Origin of the sequence: Streptomyces sp. 135 (genome assembly GCF_020026305.1) — a bacterium.
Taxonomy (GTDB): domain Bacteria; phylum Actinomycetota; class Actinomycetes; order Streptomycetales; family Streptomycetaceae; genus Streptomyces.
In genome coordinates, this window is record NZ_CP075691.1 from 8,549,880 (window position 1) to 8,574,497 (window position 24,618).

A 24,618-nucleotide genomic window follows, 5' to 3' on the forward strand; every position below is an offset into this window, starting at 1 on the left:
GGCCTGACCAAGGCGGCGCTGCAACTCCACCACCGCACGCTGGTGCCGACCCTGCACGCCGGCACCGTGAACCCGCTGCTCGCCCTCGACGGCACGCCCTTCCGGCTCCAGCGCACGACCGAGCCGTGGCCCGCCCCGCCCGAGGGCCCGCGCCGCGCGGGCCTGAGCTCCTTCGGAGCCACCGGTTCCAACGCGCACATCGTCCTGGAGGAATACGTCCCCGCTGCCCGGACCGCGGCCGGGCGCGCCGCACCGCGGGAGCCGGTGCTTGTGCCGCTCTCCGCGCGCACCGGGGACCAGCTGCGGCAGAGCGCCGCGCGGCTGCGGGACGCGATCACCGCGGGAGGCGCCGCGCACGCGCCGCACGACATCGCGTACACCCTGCAAGTGGGCCGGGTCGCATGGCCCGTACGGGTCGCCTTCGTGGCGAGCGACGCCGATGAACTGGTGCGCCAGCTGGACGAGTTCGCGGCTTCCGGTACGCGTCCGGCGCTGACCGGGACGGAACTCCACGAGACGGCGCGGCGCTGGGCCGAGGGCGGCACCGTGGACTGGAACGCGCGCCATGGAGCGGACCGGCCGCGCCGGGTCCCCCTGCCGACGTACCCGTTCGCGGGGGAGCGGCACTGGGTCCCCACCGACGCCGGCCCGCGCCCCGAGGCCCCGGCGCCCTCCTCGGCGGCCCCGACCGAGGTGCCCGTGGTCCCGCCGCACGGACTGCTGTCCGTGCCCCGCTGGACCGAATCACCCGCGGTTCCCGCCACCGGTGACGCGCCGCGCAGGGTGCTGGTCCTCGCCGGGGAACCGGGCTCCGCGCTCGCCGGGGCGCTGGCCGCGCACCACCGGCGGACCGGCGGCGCCACCGAGGTGACCGAGCGCCCGCTGGACGACTTCTCCGGCCTCGCGGGACCCGCGCCCGACCGGATCCTGCTCGTCACCGGCTCCGGACGCACGGCCCGCTCCGACGCGGCCGCGCCCGAACTCGCCCTGCTCCGCTTGGTCAAGGCCGTCCAGCGGCTCGACGGCGCCGGGCGGACGGACCTCTTCGTCGTCACCCAGGACACCCAGTCCGTCGCGGGCGGACCCGGCACGGCGCACGGCGCGGGCCTCACGGGCCTCGCCTACTTCGTGGCCCGTGACTCCGGGCGGTTCGCCGTACGGAACCTCGACGTCACCGCGGCCGACCTGCTGACGCCCGAGGGCTGCGCGGCCGTGGCCGCCGCGGTGGCCGCCGAGCCTCCGTCCCCGGCCGCCGACCTCGTCGCGCTGCGCGCCGGACGGAGGTACCGGCAGGAGGTCCGCCCGGTGGAGCCGTCCGAGGCGGCGCGGCCGGGGCTGCCGGGTATCCGGCCGGGCGGCGCCTATGTCGTGGTCGGCGGCAGCGGGTTCGTCGGACGCGTCGTCAGCCGCCATCTGATCGACCGGTACGACGCCAAGGTGGTCTGCGTCGGACGCCGCCCGCAGAGCGATCCCGCCGTGCGCGAGGCGCTGTACGGCGACCGCGTCCGCTACGTCCAGGGCGACGTGACCGACCCCCGTCAGGCCCGGCGGGCGATCGCCGGGGCGAAGGCGCTCCTCGGCGAGATCCACGGTGTCCTGTTCGCGGGCGCCACCCGCATCATCGGGGCACCGGGCGCGCTCGCCGACCTCGGCGAGGACGAGTTCCGCGTGCACTACGAGGTGAAGGCGGCGGGTGCCCGCAACGTGTACGAGGCCGTGGCGGACGAACCGCTGGACTTCCTCTGCTACTTCTCCTCGGCCCAGGCCTTCTCCTTCGGCGGGGCGGGCACCCACGCCGCCTACGCCGCAGGGATCACCTCCGCCGACGCCTTCGCCCGGGCCGCCGCGGCCGCCGCACCCTTCCCGGTCGGCATCGTCAACTGGGGGGCCTGGCGGGCCTCGTTCGGCGAGGCGGCGCGGGACTACCCGTCGCTGGGCTTCCTGGACGACGCCGAGGGAGCCGCCTGCTTCGACACGGCCGTGCGGCTGCTGCGCGCGGACCGGTACCGGCAGGTCATCGGCATGCGCGCGCCCACGGTACGGGCGCCCGCCCGGCCGAGCGCGTCCCCGGGCGGCGCGTCCCGCGGCCTCGACCGGCGGCCGGAGCTGCGGAACCTGCTGGTGGAGCGGCTCGCCAAGACGCTGCGCGTGCCGAAGGAGGACCTCTCGCCGTCGACGGCCTTCGCCGACCTGGGCGTCGACTCGATCACCGGATCCACCTTCGTCACGCGGATCGCCGAGGAGCTGGACGTCGAGCTCAACGCCGCCGCGCTCTACGAGTTCTCGTCCGTGGAGCGGCTGGCCGACCACCTCGACGGGCTGCTCGCCCCCGCGAGCCCCGAACCGCCCACGGCCGCCGAACCGCCCACGGCCCCCGAACCGCAGGCGACTTCCGGACCACCGGCCACCCACGAACCATCCGCACCGCACGACCTGATCGTGAAGTTGGAGGCACGTTTCGCGGCCGGAGAGCTCTCCGCCGCGGAGGTGCTCGACCTGCTCGACGCAGAGCTGGCCACGAGGGAGCAACGATGAGCAGCGCAGACTTCCGCGACATCCTCGACGGATACGTCAAGGGCGCGGTCGGCGCGGAGCAGGCGCGCGGTCTGCTGGAAGCCCGGCGCCCGGCCCCGGAGGCGGCCACCGGGCACACGGAGTCCGAGGACCGCACGCGGATGCTGGACATCGCGGTGGTCGGCATGTCCGGGCAGTTCCCCGGCGCCGCGGACGTACGCGAGTTCTGGCACAACCTCAGCCGGGGCCGCGTCGGCTACGGCGAACTGCCGGACCACTACCTCGCCCCCGACGACCCCGGCGGCTACCGCTGGGGCGGGGCGCTCGCCGAACGGGACCTCTTCGACGCGGAGTTCTTCGGCATCCGGCCGCACGAGGCGGACCTGATGAGCCACAATCAGCGGCTGCTCCTCCAGGAGAGCTGGCACGCCCTGGAGGACGCCGCGCTCGACCCGACGTCCCTGGCCGGCTCCCGTACCGGCCTGTTCATCGGCGCCGAGCCCACCGGCTACCCCCACGAGTCGTTCACCGGCGCCTCCGACGCCCTGGTGGCCTCCCGCCTCTCGTACTTCCTCGACCTGCGCGGCGCCGCCCTCGTCGTCAACACCGCGTGCTCGTCCTCGCTGGCCGCCGTCCACCTGGCCTGCCAGAGCCTGCGCTCGGGAGAGTCGTCCCTGGCCCTGGTCGGCGGCGTCAACGCGGGCCTCGACGCACGGGGCCTCGACCTCCTCGTCGAGAGCGGCGCGATGTCGCCCAGCGGACGGTGCCGCACCTTCGACGCCGACGCCGACGGCACCGTCTACTCCGAGGCGGTGGCCGTCCTCGTACTGAAGCGGCTGTCCGACGCGGTGGCCGACGGCGACCACATCCACGGCGTCGTCCGAGCCACCGGCATGAACCAGGACGGCGCGAGCAACGGCATCACCGCGCCCAACGGCGCCGCGCAGGAGGACCTGGTCCTCGACGTCTACCGGCGCTTCGGCATCCCCGCCGAACGCGTCGGGTACGTGGAGGCCCACGGCACCGGCACCGCCCTCGGCGACCCGGTCGAGGCCAACGCGCTCGTACGGGCCTTCCGGCGGCTGACCACGGAGCGGGAGTTCTGCGCCATCGGCAGTGCCAAGGCGCACATCGGGCACACCGGGGCCCCGGCGGGCGTCGTGGGCCTCATCAAGGTCCTGCTGTCGATGCGGCACGGCGCCCTGGTCGGCATGCCGACCCTGCGCCGGCTCAACCCGCTGATCGACCTCAAGGACTCGGCGTTCGTCGCGGACGAGGCGCCCCGCCCCTGGCGGAGCGGCTCCGGGGCGCCGCTGATGGCCGCGGTGAACTCCTTCGGGCACAGCGGCACCAACGCGCACGTCGTGGTCGAGCAGTACGTGCCCGCCGCCGAACCGGCCCACGCGGACGACGGCACACCCCAGATCGTCCCCCTGTCGGCCCGCACCCCCGAGCGGCTGCGCGCCTACGCGAGCGTCCTCGCCGACCACCTGGAGAACTGCGCCTCCTCCTCGACCGCCGTCGCCGTCGCCCCGCCCCCAGAGGCGGCGCGCGCCGCGGAGCCCGCCCGGGTGTGCGCGGCGGTGGCGGGCGTCCTGGGCGTCGCCACCGACGAGATCGACCCGGACGAACCCCTGGACTCCTACGGCGTACGCCCGGAACAGTTCGCCCGCATCGGGGAGGCGCTCGACGCCGAGTTCGGCACGCGCCTGGGCGCCGACGTCTTCCACGAAGGGCGGACGGCGGGCGAACTGGCGCGGCTGGCGGCGCGGGCCGGTGACGCCGGCCCCACGGAGGGCGCCGAGGGCGCCGCCTCGACCGGAACCGGAACCGGGAGCGCCGTGCCGTCCGCGGCCGATGTGGCGCGCACCCTTCAGCTCGGCCGGGCCGAACTGGCCGCCCGCGCCGCACTCGTGGTCCGCGACCGCGCCGAACTCCTCGCCGGGCTGCGTGCGTTGGCAGAGGGCCGGGAGCTGCCCGACAACTGCCGGCTGGGCGAGGCCGACGGGCGTGGCGACGTCGCGCGGCTCTTCGCCGACGAGGAGCTGCGCGACACCGTGGGCAAGTGGCTGGAGCGCGGGAAGCTAGCCCAGGTGGCCGAGGTGTGGGTGCGCGGCGGCAGCGTCGAGTGGCGCAGGCTGCACCGGAACGGCTCGGTCCGCCGGGTGCCGCTGCCGGGCTATCCGTTCGCGAAGAACCACCACGGCATTCCCGCCACCGCGACGGCGGCCGGGTCCGCTCCCGCGTCCGTCGCCGCTCCCGTGGTCCCTCCCGTACGCGTGCCGGGGCCCGTCGCCGAGCCCAGGGGCGAGCTGCGCCCCGAGCGGCTGGAACAGGCGATGGAGGACCGGATCGCGCTGATGGCGAGCGAGCTGCTCGGCGCGGCCGAGGGAGACGGCGGCGGGGAGGTCGACCCCAAGGAACAGCTGGATCGTTACGGCATCGACTCGATCACGCGCACACGGCTGAACCAGCTGCTGAGCGAGGCGTTCCCGTCGGCCTCGCGCACGCTGTTCTTCGAGTTCGCCAAGGTCGAAGGAGTGGCCGGACAGCTCGCCGAGCAGTTCCCCGACGAGTGCAGGACCTTCCTCGGCTGGGACGGCACAGTGGTCACACCCGCACCCGCACCCGCACCCGCAACCCAGCCTGCCGTCGAAGCAGCCGAAGCCGCCGAGGTCGTACAGCTTGCAGCCGAGGCCGCTCCCGTGCGCGGCGATGACGACGAGCTCGCCGGTGCCATCGCCGTCATCGGCATGAGCGGCACCTTCCCGGACGCCCCCGACCAGGACAGTTACTGGCAGCTGCTGATGGAGGGGCGGTCCGCCGTCACCGAGATCCCGCGCCGCCGCTGGGACTGGCGCGAGCACTACGACCCGCACCCCGAGGGCGCCGACGTGGTGCGCAAGAGCCACTCCAAGTGGGGCGCCTTCCTCGACGGATTCGACGCGTTCGACCCCGCGCTCTTCAACTTCACCGAGCAGGAGGCCCGCAACACCGACCCGCAGGTGCGGCTGTTCCTCCAGGAGTGCTGGAAGGCCCTTGAGGACGCGGGATACGCCCCCGCCAAGCTGCCCGCCGAAGTACGCGGCCGCATCGGTGTCTTCGCGGGCGGCGCGAAGCACGGCTTCACCCACCTCGGCTCCGAGGGCCGCCTGGAGATGCCCCGCACCTCCTTCGGCGACATGGTCAACAGGGTCTCCTTCCAGTTCGACCTCGGCGGGCCGAGCAAGGCCGTGGACACCGCCTGCTCCTCGGCGCACGTGGCGCTGCACGAGGCGGTCGAGAGCCTGCGCTCCGGCCGCTGCGACCTGGCCATAGCCGGGGCCGTGAACCTCTACCTCCACCCGTCGACGTACGTGGAACTGGCCACCGTGGGGCTGCTCTCCGACCGCTCCGACTGCGCGTCGTTCGGCGCCGAGGCCGCCGGCATCGTCCCCGGCGAGGGCGTCGGCGCGGTGCTCCTCAAGCCACTGCGACAGGCGCTGCGCGACGGCGACCCGGTACGCGCCGTCATCCGCGGCAGCGCCGTCAACCACAACGGCCGGACCATCGGCTTCACCAGCCCCAGCTCCCTGCGCCAGGCCGAGGTGATCCGGGAGGCGCTGCGCGACGCCCGGATCGACCCGCGCACCGTCAGCTACGTGGAGGCCACGGCCAACGGCTCGGAGATCGGCGACGCCGTCGAGATGACCGCCCTCACCCAGGTCTTCGAGGACCGGACGGGCGTGAGCGGCCGCTTCCGCATCGGCTCGCTGAAGCCCAACATCGGTCACGGCGAGGCGTCCGCGGGCATGGCGCAGCTGTTCAAGGTCGTCCTCGCGCTCCAGCACCGCACGCTGCCGCCGACGCGGCTGCCCGAGGAGTTCAACCCGGCCATCGACATCGACCGGCTTCCCTTCGAGCTCTCCGCCGCACCCGTGCCCTGGCACCAGGTCGTCGTGGACGGCGTCCCCGCGCCGCGCCGCGCCGGGATCACCGGTCTCGGCGGGGGCGGCACCAACGCCCACGTCGTACTGGAGGAGGCGCCCGAGCCCGCGCCGCGCGCCCGGCCGGCCGAGCGCGGCCCGGTCCTGTTCGTCCTGTCGGCGCACACGGAGGAACGCCTCGGTGCCTACGTCGACGCGTGGCTCGACTTCCTCGTGGGACGGCCCACGAGCGACCTGGCGGACATCGCGTACACCCTCCAGGTCGGACGCGTGGACCTGACGCACCGGCTGGCGGTCATCGCCTCCGGGGCCGAGGAGCTGCGCGGCCACCTCACGCGCTGGCGCCGGGGCCGCCCCGGTGACGCGGTGTTCTCGGCCACCGCGGCCCGGGTGGACACGGCGGGCCTCGACGCGGCCCTGCGCGGCCGTGACCTCGGCGCGGTCGCGGACCTCTGGGTGCGTGGCGCGGCGGTCGACTGGGCCGCGTTGTACGACCAGGGGGACGGAGTGCCCGTGCGGGTGGCGGGACTGCCGACGTACCCCTTCGAGCGCCGGTCCTGCTGGCTCGACGACACCGACGCCGGCACTGGCGACACCGCCACCCCGGCCTTGCAGCCGCAGGGCCCCGCGCGGGACGAGGCCGGGCACCCGCTGCTCACCTCGGCCGTCCGGCTCGCCGACGGCGGCACCGTGTTCAGCGGTGACGTATCGCTCGCCACGCACCCCTGGATCACCGACCACGCGGTCTCGGGCACGGTGCTCTTCCCGGGCACGGGCTTCGTGGAGATGGCGTTGCACGCCGGAGCGGCACTCGGCTGCGGGCGGCTCGAAGAACTCACCCTGGAGGCGCCGCTCACCCTCACGGAGCAGGCAGGCGCCCGGCTCCAGCTCGTCGTCCGGGCGCCCGACGCCACCGGAGCCCGGCCCCTGGAGATCCACTCGCTGGCCGAGTCCGGCGCCGAGAGCGCTGCCGACGGGGAGGGAGCGTGGACACGGCACGCCACCGGGCTGCTCGCGGCCGGTGCGGCGGAGGCCGGCTTCGACCTCGCGGTGTGGCCGCCGACCGGCGCCGAACCCGTACCGGTGGACGCCTACTACCAGGTGATGGCCGACGCCGGATACGCGTACGGTCCCGCGTTCCGCGGCCTGCGCGCCGTCTGGCGGCGTGGCGAGGAGGTGTACGCAGAGGCCGCCCTCGACGACGGCCCGGACGCCGCCCGCTACGGCCTGCACCCCGCCCTGCTCGACTCGGCCCTGCACGCCATGGGCTTCGGCGGGTTCGTCCGCGACGGCGGCGGTCTGCTGCCGTTCTCCTGGTCCGGCATGCAGCTGTTCGGCGGGGGAGCGGCCGCCGTTCGCGTACGCCTGACGGGCGCGGGCACCGACGCGGTCTCGGCAGCCGTCGCCGACACCACCGGCAGGCCCCTGGCCGTCCTCGACTCGCTCGTACTGCGCCCGTTCGCCGGCGCACGGCGGACGCCCGCCCGCACGGCCCTGCCCGACGAACTGCTCCGCCTGGAGTGGACCCCGCTCGCCCCGGCCGACACGCCCCGCATCAAGTGGACCGCGGCGGGCCCCGACGAACTCGGCCTCGCCACGGCCCTGCGCCGCGGCGACGGCGCCGACGTGCCCGGCGCGTCCGACGGCGGCGGTGACGAGATCGCGCTGATCTCCCTCCACGCCGAGCCGACGGACGACCTGGCGGCAGCCGTCCGGTCCGCCACCGCGCGCGTACACGGCCTCGTACGGAGCCGGCTCGCGGACGAGAGCCAGGCCGCGGCACGCCTGGTCGTGGTGACCCGGCGGGCCGTGTCCACCCGCGTCGGCGAGGACGTCGAGGACCTGACGCACGCCCCGGTGTGGGGTCTGCTGCGGGCCGCCCAGGCGGAGAACCCCGACCGGCTGCTCCTCGTCGACGTGGACGGTGCCGAGGCCTCGGCCGCCGCGCTGCCCGGCGCGGTCGCCGCGGCGACCGCGGCCGGGGAGTCGCAGCTCGCCCTGCGGGGCGGGGAGGCGACCGTGCCCCGGCTGGCCCGGCTCGGCTCGGACAGCGCGCTCGTACCGCCCGGTGACGGTACGCCGTGGCGCCTGGACACCAGCGGCGCCGGCACCCTGGAGAACCTCGCCCTGCTGCCCTGGCCCGCCGCCGAGGCACCCCTGACTCCCGGTCAGGTGCGGATCGAGGTGCGCGCGGCAGGGCTGAACTTCCGTGACGTGCTCGGCGCGCTCGGCATGTACCCGGGAGAGCTGACGCTCGGTGCGGAGGGTGCCGGTGTGGTCGTCGACGTCGGGGACGGCGTGAGCGGCCTCGCCGTCGGCGACCGTGTGATGGGCCTCTTCCCGAGCGGCCTCGGCCCGGTCTGCGTGGCCGACGCCCACACCGTCGTACGGATGCCCCGCGGCTGGTCGTTCGAACAGGCCGCCGCGGTCCCCGTCGCGTTCGCCACCGCCTACTACGGCCTGGTCGACATGGGCGGCCTGACCGCCGGCGAGTCGGTCCTCGTACACGCGGCGGCGGGTGGCGTCGGCATGGCCGCCGTGCAGCTCGCACGGCACCTGGGCGCGGAGGTCTTCGCGACCGCGAGCGAGGGCAAGTGGGACGCGGTCCGCGGACTCGGCGTGCCCGACGACCACCTGGCGTCCTCCCGGGACCTGGGCTTCGAGGAGAAGTTCCGCACCGTCACCGACGGGCGCGGCGTGGACGTCGTCCTCGACTCGCTCGCCCGCGAGTTCGTCGACGCCTCGCTGCGGCTGCTGCCGCGCGGCGGCCGGTTCGTCGAGATGGGCAAGACCGACATCCGTGACGCGGCGCAGGTCGCCACCGCCCACTTCGCCGTCCGCTACCGGGCGTTCGACATCGTGGACGCCGGGCCGCGGCGCATCGGCGAGATCCTCGCCGAGATCGTCGACCTCTTCGAACAGGGCGTCCTCACCCACCTGCCCCGCCGCGCCTGGGATCTGCGGCGCGCGCCGGAGGCCTTCCGGTTCATGAGCCAGGCACGCCACGTCGGCAAGATCGTCCTGACCGTGCCCCGGCGGCCGGACCCCGAGCACACCGTCCTGATCACCGGCGGCACCGGAACCCTCGGCGGCATGCTCGCCCGGCACCTGGTGGCCGAGCGCGGCGCCCGGCACCTGACGCTGCTCAGCCGGCGGGGCCCCGACGCGCCCGGCGCGGCCGGGCTGGCCGCCGAACTGACCGCCGCGGGCGCCCAGGTGACCGTCGTGGCCTGCGACGTCGCCGACCGGGCCCGGCTCGCGGAGGTGCTCGACGGCATCCCCGCCGAGCATCCGCTCGGCACCGTCGTCCACACGGCGGGCGACCTCGACGACGGGGTGTTCGACGCGCTGACCCCCGAACGTCTCGCCAGGGTCCTGCGGCCCAAGGCCGAAGGCGCCCTGAACCTCCACGAGTTGACTCTGGCCAAGGGTCTCGACCTCGCCGAGTTCGTCCTCTTCTCCGGGGCGGCCGGTGTGCTCGGCAACCCCGGCCAGTCCAACTACGCCGCCGCGAGCTCTTTCCTGGACGCCCTCGCCCAGCACCGCAGGGCGCGAGGGCTGCCGGGCACGTCCATGGCCTGGGGCTACTGGGAGCAGGCCACCGGTCTCACCAAGCACCTGAGCGAGGAGGACACCGGGCGGATGGCGCGCGGCGGGCTCCTGCCGATCCCCTCCGCGGACGGACTCGCCCTGTTCGACGTGGCACGTGGCGCCGACGAACCGCTCCAGGTGCCCATGCGTCTCGACCTCGACGCCCTGCGCGCCCAGGCCGAGGCGGGCGACGGCCACCCGCTCCACCGCGGCCTGCTGCGTGGGGTGCCTCGGACCGCGACGGCCACCGCCGCCACGGACGGCCTCCCGGACCTCGACGGCCTACCGGAGGCCGAACAACACGCCGCTCTCCTGGAGTTGGTGTGCGCGCAGGTAGGCTCCGTCCTCGTCACCGACCCGGCGACCATCGGCGCCGACACCGGCTTCGTCGAGCTGGGCCTGGACTCGCTGACCGCGGTGGAACTCCGCAACCGCCTGGGCCGCGCCACGGGGCTGCGGCTCCCCGTCACCCTGATCTTCGACCACCCGGCACCGGGTCCCCTGGCCGCGTACCTGCGGCGGCGGCTCGTCAGGGGGGACGAGGGGCGCGGGCGGGGGAGCGGAAGGGGTGCGGGCGGGGGTGTGGGCGGTGCGGCCACCGCGCACGGTGCGCTGACGCCGAGTCGTGCGGCCTCCGCCGCGCAAGCCGCTGAGGCCGTGCAATACGGTGCCGCCTCGCAGGTTGGCGCTGCCGGGCCCGGTGCCGCCTCGCAATCCATTGCCGTCACGCATTCCGGTACCGCCTCGTTGTGCGGCACTGCCGCGGAGGCCGGTGCCGCCATGCAGGCCGGTGCCGCCGGGCTCGGCGTCGCCGAGCAATCGGCAGCCGTCAAGCAATCCACCGCCTCGCAACCGGGTCCCGTCGCGCGGGCCAGCACCGCCACGCAGGCTCGCACCGCCGAGCAATCCGGCACCGCCTCGCAGACCGACACCGCCACGCAGTCCGGCGCCGCCACCACGGTCGACGAGCCCCAGCCCGCCACGGCCGCTGCCCAGGCCGTCCCCGCCGGGAGGGCCCCCGCTGCCCAGGCCGCCCCGGCCGGGAGGGCCCCCGCTCCCGAGACCGCCCCCGCCGGGAGGATCCCCGCCTCCCACACCGCCCCCGCCCGGAGGGCCCCCGCCCCGCCGGCCGACCCCCCGCACCGCCTCCTCCTCGCCGACGCCGGGCTCGACCGGCTCGGTGCCGTTCTGGAGTTCGGGTGCCGTGACGCGGACGCGCTCATCGGGCTCGCCGCCGACCACCCGGCGCTCATCGTGCACGGCGTGAGCGGTGACAAGGAGTTCGCCGACGCGGCCGGGCGCCGCATCGACGGGAGCGGGGCGCGAGGACATGTCGCCGTGTTCCACCGGAGCGGCCCGCTCGATCCGTTCCCCGGTCACTACGACCTGGCGTACGGCATCGACGGCTGCTACCGCGTCGAGGACAAGCAGGCACTCTTCGCCCGCCTGGACGCGGCGGTCGTGGACGGCGGTCACGTCCTCCTCGCCGACTACCTGTGCACGCTCAGCGGTGACCTGGTCGACCCCGGCGCCGGGATCAGCGTTCCCACCGCGCGCACCTGGTCCGACGTCTTCGCGCGCAACCGGTTCGTGGTCGAGGAACAGCTCCCGCACGAACCCGCGGACCCCGACCCCGAGCTGGCCGAAGCAGTGCGCCGGGGCTGGATCGGACACCGCCTTTTCCGCCTGCGCAAGCAGACCTCCACCACCCAGGAGGACCGCCTGCGGACCAACCGGGCACACCTGGCCGAGACCACCGCGCAGCCGCGCGCCCCGCGGAGCTGAAGGAGAAACAGAGTCAATGTCGCCCCACGTCAAGCAGGCGCTGTCGGACCTCGCGGCCCGTGTCCTCGACACCGCCCCCGAGCGGCTCGCCCGCACCTCCTTCCGCGACCTCGGCCTGGACCTGGCCACGACCGTCGCGCTGACCGAAGAGGTCAACGCCCGCTTCGGCACGGCCCTGTCGACCGCCGACGTGAGCGGGGCCGGGGACCTCGACGGGCTCAGCGAGCGCGTCACGGCCCACGTCGGCCGGCAGCAGGCGGCGCCGGAGGCGATCGCGGTGATCGGCATGCACTGCCGCGCCGCGGGCGCGCGGAACCCCGACGAGCTGTGGCAGGTGATCAGCGAGGGCCGGGACCGCACCACCGAGGTCGACGACCCGGTCGCCCTCTCGCTGCTCAAGGAGCACTTCCCGGACGTCGCCCCGCCCCGCTACGGAGCCATGTCCGGCAGCGAGCACTTCGACCCGGCCTTCTTCCGCATCGCCCCCCGCGAGGCCGCCGCCATGGACGCCGCCCAGCGCGTCCTCCTCGAATCCTGCTACCACGCCCTGGAGGACGCGGCACAGGACGCCTCGGCGCTGCGCGGCCGCTCCGTCGCGACCATCGTCGGCAGCACCGGGCTCGCGCCCCAGGCGGAGTACTCGGCGCACGCCCTGATGGGCTCCGACACCAGCATCATGGCGGCCCGCCTCGCCTACCAGCTCGACCTCAGCGGCCCGGCGATGACGGTGGACACCGCCTGCTCGTCCTCGCTCGTGGCGGTCGACATCGCACGCAGGCTGCTGCTGGACGGCGAGTCGGACCTCGCGCTGGCGGGCGGGGTGTACGTCGCCAACCACCCCGGCACCTTCGTCACCATGGAGGCCCTCGGCACCGTCTCGCCCGGCCGGGCCTGCCGCCCCTTCGACGCCGACGCCGACGGCATGCTCGTCGGGGAGGGCGTCGGAGTCCTCGTACTCAAGCGCCTGTCCGACGCGGTCCGGGACAACGACCGGATCCTCGGCGTGATCCGGGGCAGCGCCACCAACCAGGACGGCCGGACCTCGGGCATCACCTCGCCCAGCTCCGCCGCGCAGAGCGGTCTGCTGCGCGACGTCTACCGCCGCAGCGGCGTCGACATGAGCCGCCTCGGCTACGTCGAGGCACACGGCACCGGGACGAGCCTCGGCGACCCCATCGAGGTGCACGGGCTGACCGAGGCGTTCGCCGAGTTCACCGACCGCAAGCAGTTCTGCGCGATCGGCTCGGTCAAGGCCAACATCGGCCACACGATGGGCGCCGCGGGCGTCCTCGGCGCCATCAAGGTGCTGCTGTGCATGCGCCACGGCAAGCTCCCCCCGGCCGCGAACTTCCGCACGGAGAACAAGCACGCCGACTTCGAGGAGAGCCCGGTCTTCGTCAGCCGGAGCTCTCGAGGAGACGCCCCCAGGGGCCCCGCGCCCGCGCCGTCCCCGGCCGCCGCCACCTGGTACCGCTCTCCGCGAAGAGCGAGCCCCAACTGCGGCAGAAGGCGGGGGAGCTGGCGGACCACCTGCGGCGCGCCGAGCTCGGCGACGACGCGCTCCTCGACGTGGCGTACACGCTCCAGGTGGGCCGCGAGGCCTTCGCCGAACGGCTCGCGGTGACCGCCGGCTCGATGGCCGAACTCCTGGAGCGCCTCAGCGCGTACGCGGGCGGCGCCACCGAGGTGCCCGGCACCCACCACGGCCAGGTGACGGAGCGCCGCACCGGAGCGAAGCCGGCCACCGGCCGCGACGCCGACGAGCTCGCCGCGGCCTGGGTCACCGGCTCCCCGGTGGAGTGGCCCCGCCTGCACACCGGCACGGCCCCCCGCCGCATCGCCCTGCCCGGCCACCCCTTCGTACGCGACGTGTTCCCCCACGTATGGGCGGACGGCACCGCACCAGGAACCCCCGGTCACGGCTCCGCCCCTCAGGACCCGGCGGCCGTGCCGTCCGTCCTCGCGGAGCTCGACGCCGCCGCCGACGAGCACCTGCGGTCCGACCCGGCGGCCGGGGACCTGGCGGCGGCCCTGCGCTCCGACGTGATGGTCCACGAACTGACCCAGGTCTGCCGGCGGATGCTCTTCGCGTCGCTGCGCCGGATGGACGTCTTCACGGCGCCGGGCGAGCGGCACACCGAGGCGGACCTGGCCCGGCGGCTCGGCGTCGTCGACGAGCACGCGGCGCTCTTCCACGGACTGCTCGGCGTCCTCGAAGAAGGCGGCTATCTGCGCGCCGAGGGCACGGACCTGCTCACCACCGGCCTGGTCACGGAACCGGCGCCCCTGACCTGGGAGAAGGACAGGCTGGACGCCCTCAAGCGCGAGGTGGGCGCCGACTACCCGGAGATGGACGGGTACTTCCACCTGCTGACGCTCTGCCTGGAGGAGATGCCGGACGTCCTCACCGGACGCAAGAAGGCCCACGAAGTGCTGTTCCCCGGCGGCTCGTTCGACGCCGTGGAGGCCGTCTACCACAGCGACGGCGACACCAACGGCCTGGTGGCAGGCCTCGTCGCGCGGTACGTGCGGGCGCGGCGCGAGCGCGACCCCGGCGCCACGGTCTCCGTCCTGGAGATCGGCGCGGGCACCGGCGGCACCACCGCCAAGGTGCTGCCCGCCCTCAACGGCACGGAAGCAGCCACCGACGGCCGGCTCCGGTACGTCTACACCGACATCTCCCGCGGCTTCACGCAGTACGGCCGCAATCAGTACGGCAAGGACCACCCCTTCGTGACCTTCGCCCCGCTGGACATCGAGTCGGCACCCACCGAGCAGGGCTTCGAGGCCGGCACCCAGGACCTCGTCCTCGCCTGCAACGTCCTCCACGCGACCAAGCGCATCGACGACACCCTCGCCCACGCCCGGCAACTCCTGCGCCCCGGCGGCGTACTGATCCTCCTGGAGACCACCCGGGCACAGGACTTCTTCACCCTCACCTTCGGCCTGATGGGCGGCTGGTGGGCCTTCGAGGACGACTGCCGGCTGCCGGGCTCCCCGCTGCTCAGCGTCTCCCTGTGGCGGCAGGCGCTGGAGCGCGGCGGGTTCCGCGGGGTACGCAGCCTCTCACCGGCTCCGGTGCGCGAGGACCAGGCCTACCAGGCGATCGTCGTGGCGGAGAAGGAAGGCGCCACGGAGGGGCCGGTCACGACGGTGCCGGTCAAGGCCCCCGCCCCGGCCGTACCCGTGCCGGTACCGGAGACCGTCGCTCCCGCCACGCCGGAGCCCGCCGTGTCCGAAGAAGCCGGCGGCGGCCCGCTCCAGGAACTGGTCGTCGACGCCTGGCGCGAGGTCCTCGGCGTCACATCGGCCCGCCCCGACGACGACTTCCAGGAGGTGGGCGGCGACTCCATCCTGGCGACCCAGATCATCTCCCGGCTCAAGAGCGGCTTCCCGTTCGAACTCGACCTCGGCGAGCTGTTCCAGGCCCGCACCCTGGCGGACATGGTGCGGCTGCTCGAAGAGGAGCTGATCGAGCGCATCGACGAGCTGCCCGAGGACACCGTGCGCACCCTGCTCGCGTGACCCGCCCCCCGCTCGCGTGAAACCGGCGATACCCAGGACGCCGCCGACGACACAGAGGAGTTCCCCCCGCCATGTCCCCCGAAGACCTCGCCGCCACGCGCAAGGCGCGACTGTCCCCGCAGAAGCGGGCACTCCTCGAGAAGCTGAGCGGTGCCTCCCGCCCGGCGGGGACCACCGGCATTCCCCGCCGCCCCGCCGGCGAGCGGCCGCCGCTCTCCTTCACCCAGCGCCGGCTGTGGTTCCTGGACCAGATGGTGCCCGGCAGCGCGGCCTACAACGTCCCGATGAGCTTCCGGCTCCGCGGACCGCTGCGCCACGACATCCTGCGGCGCGCCGTCGACGAGATCGTCCGCCGGCACGAATCGCTGCGCACCGTCCTGCCCAGCGAGGACGGCGAACCCTGGCAGCGGATCCTGCCGCGGGTGAACGTGCCGGTCGAGCTGGTGGACCTCACCTCCGACCCGGGGGCGCTGGACGGCCTGGTCGACGAGGCGGCGCGGCGGCCCTTCGACCTCGCGGCCGGGCCCCTGCTGAGGGTCACCCTGTACCGCCTCGAACCCGAGCTGCACGTCGTCCTGCTCAACGCCCACCACATCGTCGTCGACGGATGGTCGCTCGGCCTGTTCTGGCAGGAACTCCTGACGCTGTACCACGCCTTCGCGGCCGGGCGGCCCTCGCCGCTGCCGGAACTGCCCGTCCAATACGCGGACTTCGCCGTGTGGCAGCGCGAGCACCTCAGCGGCGAGCGGCTCGAGCAGCAGCTCTCGTACTGGCGCGAGCAACTGGGCGAGGGCACCGAGCCGCTGGAGCTGCCCTTCGACCGGCCCCGCCCGCCCGTGCAGACCTTCGAGGGACGCGACCTCAGAACAGTCTTCCCCCAGGAGCTGCGCACCGACTTGGCCCAGCTGTGCAAGCGGGAGGGCGTCAGCCTCTTCACCGTGCTGCTCGGCGCGCTGAACGTCCTGCTGCACCGCTACACCGGGCAGGAGGACATCGCGGTCGGCTCGCCCGTCACCAACCGCACCCGGCTGGACATCGAGCAGCTCATCGGGCTGTTCGTGAACACGCTCGTCTACAAGACCCGGCTGGCCGGGGAGCCGGACTTCCGCGAGGTGCTGCGCCGGGTGCAGGACGTGGTGAACGGCGCCCACCAGTACCAGGAGGTCCCCTTCGAGGCGGTCGTCGAGGCCCTTCAGCCGGAGCGGTACCTCAGCCAGAACCCGCTGTTCCAGGTCTCCTTCAGCTACCTGCCGGCCCGTGAGCTCAGCTCCGGCGAGGAGCTGACGGTCGAGGCGATCGAGGGCATCCGCAACGACACCTCGAAGTTCGACCTGTGGATCAGCGTCGTGGACCGCGACCGGGACTTCCTGGTCGAGGTGGAGTACAACTCCGCGGTCTTCGACGAGGCCACCGTCCAGCGCCTGCTCGACGGCTACCGGGTGGTCCTGGAGGCGGTCGCCGCCGACCCGGGCCTCGGTGTCGGGGAGCTGCCGATCATGCCCGCCGCCGACCGCGAGCGCCTGGAACTGGAGTGGAGCGGCTCGCGGGCGCCCGCGCCGAGTGCCGAACCGGTCGCGCTGCTCCACGAACTGTTCCAGGAGCGGACGGCCGAAGCACCCGGCGCCATCGCGGTCAGCCACGACGGGGAACACGTCTCCTACCGGGAGCTCGACGGCCGGGCCAACGCGCTCGCGCACCGGCTGCGCCGCCTCGGCGCGGGCCCCGGCACCCTGATCGGGCTCTGCGCCGAGCGCTCCGTCGACCTGGTCGTCGGCATCCTCGGCATCCTGAAGTCCGGCGCCGCCTACCTGCCGATCGACGCCAACTACCCGCCCGAGCGCGTCACCTACCTCCTGTCGGACAGCTCCGCGCCCATCCTGGTGACCCAGCCGCACCTGGTCGACGGTCTGCCCGAGCACACGGCCGAGCTGGTGGTCATCGACGGGGCGACGGACGAGCGCGCCCCCGAGCGGGCGCCCGGCGCCGGACCTGATGACCCCGCGTACGTCATCTACACCTCCGGCTCCACCGGAACGCCGAAGGGCGTCCTGGTCAGCCACGCCAACGTGGTGCGGCTCTTCTCGGCCACCAAGGAGTGGTTCGGCTTCGGGCGTTCGGACACCTGGACCCTCTTCCACGCCTTCACCTTCGACTTCTCCGTGTGGGAGCTGTGGGGCGCGCTCGCGCACGGCGGGAGGCTCGTCGTGGTGCCGCACTGGGTGAGCCGTTCCCCCGAGCGCTTCTACGAGCTGCTACGGGACGAGCGGGTCACCGTGCTCAACCAGACACCGCTGGCCTTCCGCCACCTGTCGGACGTGGAGCGCGGCGCCCTGTGCCTGCGGGTGGTCGTCTTCGGCGGCGAGGAACTCGACGTGCGAAGCCTTGGCCCGTGGTTCGACCGCCACGGGGACCGCTCGCCCCGGCTGGTGAACATGTACGGGATCACCGAGACGACCGTCCACGTCACCTACCGCCCGGTGACCCGCGCGGACGTGGACGCCGCCGTCGCGCACAGCCCGATCGGGGTGCCCATCCCGGACCTGGAGGTGCGCGTCCTCGACGGCTATGGGCAGCCGACGCCGGTCGGTGTGCGCGGCGAGCTGTACGTGGGCGGAGCCGGTGTGACCCTCGGCTATCTGAACCGTCCGGAACTGACCGAGCAGCGCTTCCTGCGCGACCCGGACGGCTCCCGCTGGTACCGGAGCGGCGACCTGGTCCGCTGGACGGCCGACGGAGAACTGGAGTACCTGGGACGCGCGGACGACCAGGTGAAGATCCGCGGCCACCGCATCGAACTCGGCGAGATCGAGGCGGCCCTGGCCGGGCACCCGCAGGTGGGCGAGGCCGTGGTGCTCGCCCGGCGGGAGGCCGCGGGGACGGGCGACAAGCGTCTTGTCGCGTACGTCGTGCCGGGAACCCGCGACGACGAACAGGACGGCGAAGCCGCCGGGGGGAGCGCTGCCGAGGACGCCGCCGACAGCACGACGCCCCAGGGCACGGAGTGGGAGGCCGTCTTCGACCGCGTCTACGGGGAGGGCGGCGAAGGGCCCGCCGACTTCAAGATCAGCGGTTGGGACAGCAGCTACGACGGTGGCCCGCTGCCGGAGGAGGACATGCGCGAGTGGGTGGACACCACGGTCGAGCGCATCCTGGCCCTGCGGCCCCGACGGGTCCTGGAGATCGGCTGCGGCACCGGCCTGCTGCTCTCCCGCATCGCCCCGCACTGCGAGATGTACCACGCCACCGACATCTCAAGGACCGCACTGGCTCACGTACGGACACAACTGGTCCAGCAACGCGATGAGTTGAGACACGTGGAACTGCACAACGGAGGCGCGGACGACCTCGCGGCCTTCCAGGACAGGCAGTTCGACCTGGTGGTCATCAACTCCGTCGTCCAGTACTTCCCCAGCGCCGGTTACTTGCGCAACGTCCTCGGCGAGGCACTGCGCCGCGTCGACGACGGCGGCACCGTATTCGTCGGAGACGTCCGCAACCTCGCCCTGCTGGAAACCTTCCACACGGAGGTCGAACTCCACCAGGCGGGCGATGCGCCGAGCGACGAGCGGCTGCGCACCCGCGCCCGCCGGCGCGTCGCCCAGGACCAGGAGCTGGTGCTGCACCCCGACTTCTTCCGGGCCGTGCAGCAGGAGGAGCCCCGCCTGGCGGACGTGAGGACCCAACTGCGGCGCGGGGAGCACGAGAACGAGATGACCCGCTACCGGTATGACGCCTACCTGCGCGTCGGTGGCCCCGCCGTGGCTCCCGCGGCCCCCGACGACCGCATCGTGTGGTCGCGGGGCGAGGACGTGCTCGCCACGGCGGAGCATCGGCTGCGCGCCGAGCCGGGCCGGGCCCTCGCGGTCCTGGACGTGCCCAACGCGCGCCTCGCGGCGACGGTCGGCGGCCACGGCGTGCAGCCGGAGGAGTGGTGGCGGCTGGCCGGCCGGCTGGGGTGCTCCGTCAGCGTCGACTGGATGCCCGACCGCACCGACGGAAGCTACGCGGTGCTGCTGAGCCCCAAGGACGACGAGCACGACCGCGTCGCCGTGGAGACGCCCGCGCCGACGGGCCGGTGGCCGGAGTACGCCACCGACCCCGTGTTCAACCGGTGGGCGCGTGCCGTCGTGCCCGAGCTGCGCGGATACCTCAAGGACCGGCTGCCCGACTACATGCTCCCGGCCGCCTACGTCCCGCTGAAGAAGTACCCGGTCAACGTCAACGGGAAGCTCGACCGGGCCGCCCTGCCGGAGCCGGCGGCCGAGACGCTCGACGAGTCCGGTGACACCACCGAGCCCCGGACCCCGGTCGAGCGGACCATCGCCGACATCTGGACCGAGGTGCTGGGCGTGGAGCCGATCGGCGCGGGCAGCAACTTCTTCCGGCTCGGAGGCGACTCCATCCACAGCATCCACGTGGTGTCCAAGGCCCGCGACCGGGGTCTCGAACTGACCCCACAGATGATCTTCCAGTACGACACGCTCGCGGAGCTCGCCGCCGCCGTCGCGGCGAACGGCACGGCGAGCGCGCGGACCGAGGCCGAGGACGATCCCGGCGACCGGGACACCGCCGCGCGACTGGCCGAACTCCGCGCGGACCCGGACGTCGAGGACGTCTACCCGGTGGCCCCGTTCCAGGAGTGGGCCCTGCGCCGACTGCGTACGCCCGAACCGGGAATGTTCCAGGTCCACCGGCTCACCGCGGTGCCGCTCGGGATGGCCGACAAGGACGACTTCCGGAGCTTTCTGGAGACCCAGGCCAGGACCTACCCCACGATGCGGACCTCCTTCCGGTGGATCGGTCCCGACCAGGCCGTCCAGGTGGTCCACCGGAAGCCACGGGTCGAGCTGGACTTCGTGGACTGGCGGGGGCTCACCCCCGCCGAACAGGACGAGGCACTCGAACATCACCTCAAGGCGGACCGGGAGCGCGGCATCGAGCCCGAGGAGCCGGGCGCCATCCGCTACTTCGTGGCCGACGTCGACGACCGCACCTGCGTCATCGTGGTGAGCCTGAGCTATCTGTGCCTGGACGGCTGGAGCTTCGACATCATCGCCAACCAGGTGGACCGCGGCCTGCCCGCGCTCGCCGAGGGCAAGCCCCTCGCACTCGAAGAGGGCCTGCCGTTCAAGGAGTTCGTGGCGGCGGTACGCGGCGCCGACCAGCGGGCCGCCGAACGCTACTGGCAGCACGCGCTCGGCGGCCTCCCGGGCCCCACCCGGCTCTCCGAGCGGGTGCCCGGCAACGACCTCGGCACCGAGAGCGGATTCGGACGGCAGTGGTTCGCGCTGCCCGACCGGCTCGCGTCCCGGCTGCGCGCGGTGGCCCGTGAGCACCGGCTGACCCTGAACGTGCTGTTCCAGGCGGGCTGGGCGGCCACCGTCGCGGCCTTCGTCACCGCTGACGGGGAGCGGGCCGACCTCACCCACGGCGTACTGTTCACCGGCCGTTCGGCAGGCCCCCAGGGGGTGGGGGACATGGTCGCCCCGACCCTGAACATCCTGCCGCTGCGCACCCGCGTCGACGCCGCCGAGCGGCTGCCGGAGTACCTCGCGCGCGTCAGGGACGAACTGGTCGCGATGAGCGGCCACGAGAACACCCCGCTGCACAGGGCGCTGGCCTGGGCCGGACAGCCGGACGACACCCTGCCCACCGAGAGCTACGTGGTGTTCCAGAACGTCGGCCTCGACAACTCCGAACGGTTCAGCGCGGCGTACTACATCTCGCGGATGGGGTTCCCGCTGCGCCTGGACGTCTTCCCGACCGAGACGGTCAAGCTCCACATGTCGTACTACCGGGAGCGGTTCACCGACGCCACGATCACGCGCCTGCTCGGATCCTTCACCTCCGTGCTGGAGTCACTCGCCGCCGAACGCCCCCTGAGCGTGCGCGACCTGATGGCGGCGGCCCGCCGCGAGAGGCCCGCGCCGACAGGCATTCTCTCCTTCCGGGAGGGCGAGTTCGTGGTCAGGGACGTCTGCGCGCTGCTGGAAGAAGCCGACGGCGCGGCGGAAGCCGGAGAGGCGGCGGACGTCGGAGAGGCGGCGCGGTGACGCCTTCCACCGTGTTCATGTTCTCCGGGCAGGGCTCGCAGTACCAGCGGATGGGCCAGGGCCTGTACCGGGCGGAGCCGGTATTCCGGGAGACGCTCGACCGCCTCGACGCCGTCGTCGAGACGGAACTCGGCACGTCCGTACTGGGCCGGATGTACGCCCCGGGCCACGGGCCCGCCGAGCCGTTCGACGCGCTGATCTACACCCATCCCGCGATCGTGATGGTGGAACTCGGCCTCGCCCACACCCTCGCCCGGTACGGCATCCGGCCCGACCTGCTGCTCGGCGCCAGCCTCGGCGAGTTCACCGCGGCCGTCCTCGCGGGCGCCCTCGACGCCGAGGAGTGCCTGCGGCTCCTGGTCCGCCAGGCCGCCGCGCTGCGTGACGCGCCGCGCGGCGGCATGCTCGCCGTCCTTGACGACGAGGCGCTCCACCGGGACATCCCGCTGCTGCGCGAGCGCACCGAGGTCGCCGCCCGCAACTACCCCGGCCACTTCGTGCTCTCGGGCGCACACGACGACCTGGCCGAGGCCGAGGAACTGCTGCGGGCACGCAAGGTGGTGTGCCATCGCGTCCCGGTCCCGTACGCCTTCCACTCGCGCCGGATGGACGCGGCCGAGCCGCTGTTCAGGGACGTCATGGCGGCGGCCGACCTGAAGCCGCCGAGGATCCCCGTCGTGTCCTGCGCCACCGCGGGCGAGGTCGACCGGATCACCGTCGACCACCTGTGGCGGGCGACCAGGCAGCCCATCGAGTACGCGGCGACCCTTGCCGCCCTGGAGCGGCTCGGCCCCCACCGGTACCTGGACCTCGGACCGTCCGGCACCCTGCACAACTTCACGCGGGCCGGTCTGCCCGCCGGCTCCCGTTCACGGTCGTTTCCGCTGCTCACCCCACTGGGCGACGACACCCGCTCCCTGGCCGCCGTACGAGCCGCCCTGCCGGCCGCCGCGTCCCCGGCCACCCCCGCAACCCCCGTATCCAAGGACGGCGTCATGAAGGTGTACGGATTCCCGGGCCAGGGCAGCCAGGCCAGGGGCATGGGCAAGGACCTCTTCGACGAGTTCCCCGAGGAGACCGCCGTCGCGGACGCCGTCCTCGGGTACTCCGTCCGCGAACTGTGCCTGGAGGACCCGCGCCGCGAGCTGAAGCTCACCCGGTTCACCCAGCCCGCGCTGTACGTCGTCAGCGCCCTGACCTGGCTGCGCGAGCGGCGCGAGGACCCCGCACCGCCCGACTTCCTCGTCGGCCACAGCCTCGGCGAGTACGTCGCGCTGTTCGCCGCCGGAGCCTTCGACTTCGAGACAGGACTGCGCCTGGTGGCCCGCCGCGGCGAACTGATGAGCCGTGCCGAGGACGGCCGGATGGCGGCCGTGCTCGGCTGCGACCTCGCCACCGTCGAGCGGGCGCTCACCGAGAACGGTCTGACGGGTCTGGACATCGCGAACCACAACGCGCCCACCCAGTTCGTCCTCGCCGGGCCCACCGAACAGATCGCCCTGGCCAAGCCGGTGTTCGAAGCACTCAAGGTCCACTACGTGCAGTTGAACGTCAGCGCCCCCTTCCACTCCCGCTACCTGCGGGACGTGGCCGACGAGTTCGCCCGCTACCTCGACGGGTTCACGCTCCGCGACCCCGAGATCCCCGTGATCTCCAACGTGCACGCCCGGCGGTACGGACCCGGTGAGGTGAAGCGGCTCCTCGCCCGCCAGATCTCCTCCCCGGTGCGGTGGACGGACACCATCCGCTACCTGATGGCCGAGGGCGACTTCGAGTTCCGGGAGCTGGGTCCGGGAGCGGTGCTGCGCAAGCTCGTCACCAGGATCAAGGCCGAGGCGGAACCGCTGGTCACGAGGCCCGCAGCGACCCCGGCCGAGGAGCCGCCCGCCGCAGCGACCCCGGCCGAGGAGCCCCGCGCCGAAGCGGCCGTCACCCCCCGCGCACGGCCCGGCGGCCCCGCGGCCCTCGGCGCCGACACGTTCCGGGAACGCTACGGCCTGCGCTACGCCTACCTGGCGGGCTCCATGTACGGCGGGGTCTCCGGCCCGGACCTCCTGACGCGCCTCGCGAAGGCCGGCGGCATGGGCTTCTTCGGGACCGGCGGCCTGACCCTCGACGAGGTCGAGGCGGGCCTCGACGCGGTCCGTACCGACCTCGGGGCGGACGGCCCCTACGGCGCGAACCTCCTCCACCAGCACGCCGACCCGGGGCGCGAGTCGGCGCTGGTCGACCTCTTCCTGCGCAAGGGCGTGCGCACCGTCGAGGCCTCCGGCTTCCTGCGGATCACCCCGGCCCTCGTCAAGTACCGGCTCGGCGGCGGCCGCGTGCTCGCCAAGGTGTCCAGCACGGACATGGCGGCCGCCTTCCTCGCGCCCGCCCCGCGCAGGGTCGTCCAGGAGCTGATCGACTCGGGGCAGGTCTCCGCCCGCGACGCGGCACGGTTCGCGGACGTGCCGCTCGCCGACGACCTCTGCGTCGAGACCGGCTCCGGTTGGTACGACGCCGTCGGCAGCCTCACCACCCTGCTGCCCGCCGTGCTCCGCCTGCGCGACGCCGCGTCCGGAGCGGGCCCGAAGGTGCACGTCGGCGCCGCCGGCGGCATCGGCGGCCCGGAGGCAGCCGCCGCCGCGTTCCTGCTCGGCGCGGACTTCCTGCTCACCGGCTCCATCAACCAGTGCACGCCCGAGGCCAACACCAGCACCGCCGTGAAGGAGCTCCTCCAGGACCTCGACGTCCACGACGTCGCCCTGGCGCCCGCCGCGGAGATGTTCGAACTCGGCGTACGCGCCCAGGTCGTCAAGCGCGGCGTGTTCCTGCCCGCGCGCGCCGGCAAGCTCCACGACCTGTGGCGCCGCCACGACGCGCTCGGCGACATCGACGCGGCGACCCGGCGCCAGATCGAGGAGAAGTTCCTGCGCGGACCGCTCCCCGAGGCGGCGGCCCCCGGGAGCGGCGACCCCAAGCGGCAGATGGCCGACGCCTTCCGGAGCTACCTCGACCGCGGCTTCCGGCTCGCGCTGCGGGGCGAACCGGGCAGGACCGTCGACTACCTGATCTACTGCGGGCCCGCGATGGGCGCCTTCAACTCCTGGGTGCGCGGCACCGTCCTGGAGTCCTGGCAGTCGCGCCACGTCGACGCGATCGCCGAGCAGCTGATGTCCGAGACGGCCGCACTGCTGCGCGAACGCGCGGCCATGTTCGCCGCACTGTGAGCCGAGCAGCAA

The 24,618-nt window shown here is 73.9% G+C and carries 6 protein-coding genes (1 of these 6 cut by a window edge); all 6 read left to right on the forward strand.

All coding sequences use genetic code 11. The features are described 5' to 3' along the window. A protein-coding gene (locus KKZ08_RS37390; protein ID WP_223778665.1) for a non-ribosomal peptide synthetase crosses the window boundary here: on the forward strand, positions 1-2,535 show its 3' portion. Its footprint begins 20,859 nt before the window's first position; 2,535 of the gene's 23,394 nt are visible here — the last part of the coding sequence; the start codon falls outside the window, past its left edge; the stop codon is at positions 2,533-2,535. Further along, positions 2,532-11,816 carry an SDR family NAD(P)-dependent oxidoreductase gene (locus KKZ08_RS37395; protein ID WP_223778666.1) on the forward strand — a complete coding sequence of 3,095 codons (9,285 nt, stop codon included), beginning with the start codon at positions 2,532-2,534 and terminating at the stop codon, positions 11,814-11,816. Before KKZ08_RS37390 ends, KKZ08_RS37395 begins: the two co-directional genes overlap by 4 nt. Positions 11,817-11,832: 16 nt before the next feature. Then, entirely contained in the window at positions 11,833-13,440 is a 1,608-nt protein-coding gene (locus KKZ08_RS37400; protein WP_223778667.1) for a beta-ketoacyl synthase N-terminal-like domain-containing protein, read from the forward strand. Then, positions 13,386-15,341: a methyltransferase gene (locus tag KKZ08_RS37405; RefSeq protein WP_223778668.1), complete on the forward strand. Its 1,956-nt coding sequence runs from the start codon at positions 13,386-13,388 to the stop codon at positions 15,339-15,341. Before KKZ08_RS37400 ends, KKZ08_RS37405 begins: the two co-directional genes overlap by 55 nt. A gap of 71 nt (positions 15,342-15,412) precedes the next feature. Further along, positions 15,413-21,394 (forward strand): non-ribosomal peptide synthetase, encoded by a 5,982-nt coding sequence (locus KKZ08_RS37410; RefSeq protein ID WP_223778669.1) that lies wholly within the window; start codon positions 15,413-15,415, stop codon positions 21,392-21,394. Beyond that, entirely contained in the window at positions 21,391-24,606 is a 3,216-nt protein-coding gene (gene fabD, locus KKZ08_RS37415; protein ID WP_223778670.1) for an ACP S-malonyltransferase, read from the forward strand. Before KKZ08_RS37410 ends, fabD begins: the two co-directional genes overlap by 4 nt. Positions 24,607-24,618: the final 12 nt, after the last annotated feature.

Bases quoted from the DNA above. Each gene is read 5' to 3' on its own strand.
- KKZ08_RS37400 (WP_223778667.1), top strand. From the start codon at position 11,833: ATGTCGCCCCACGTCAAGCAGGCGCTGTCGGACCTCGCGGCCCGTGTC.
- KKZ08_RS37395 (WP_223778666.1), top strand. From the start codon at position 2,532: ATGAGCAGCGCAGACTTCCGCGACATCCTCGACGGATACGTCAAGGGC.
- KKZ08_RS37410 (WP_223778669.1), top strand. From the start codon at position 15,413: ATGTCCCCCGAAGACCTCGCCGCCACGCGCAAGGCGCGACTGTCCCCG.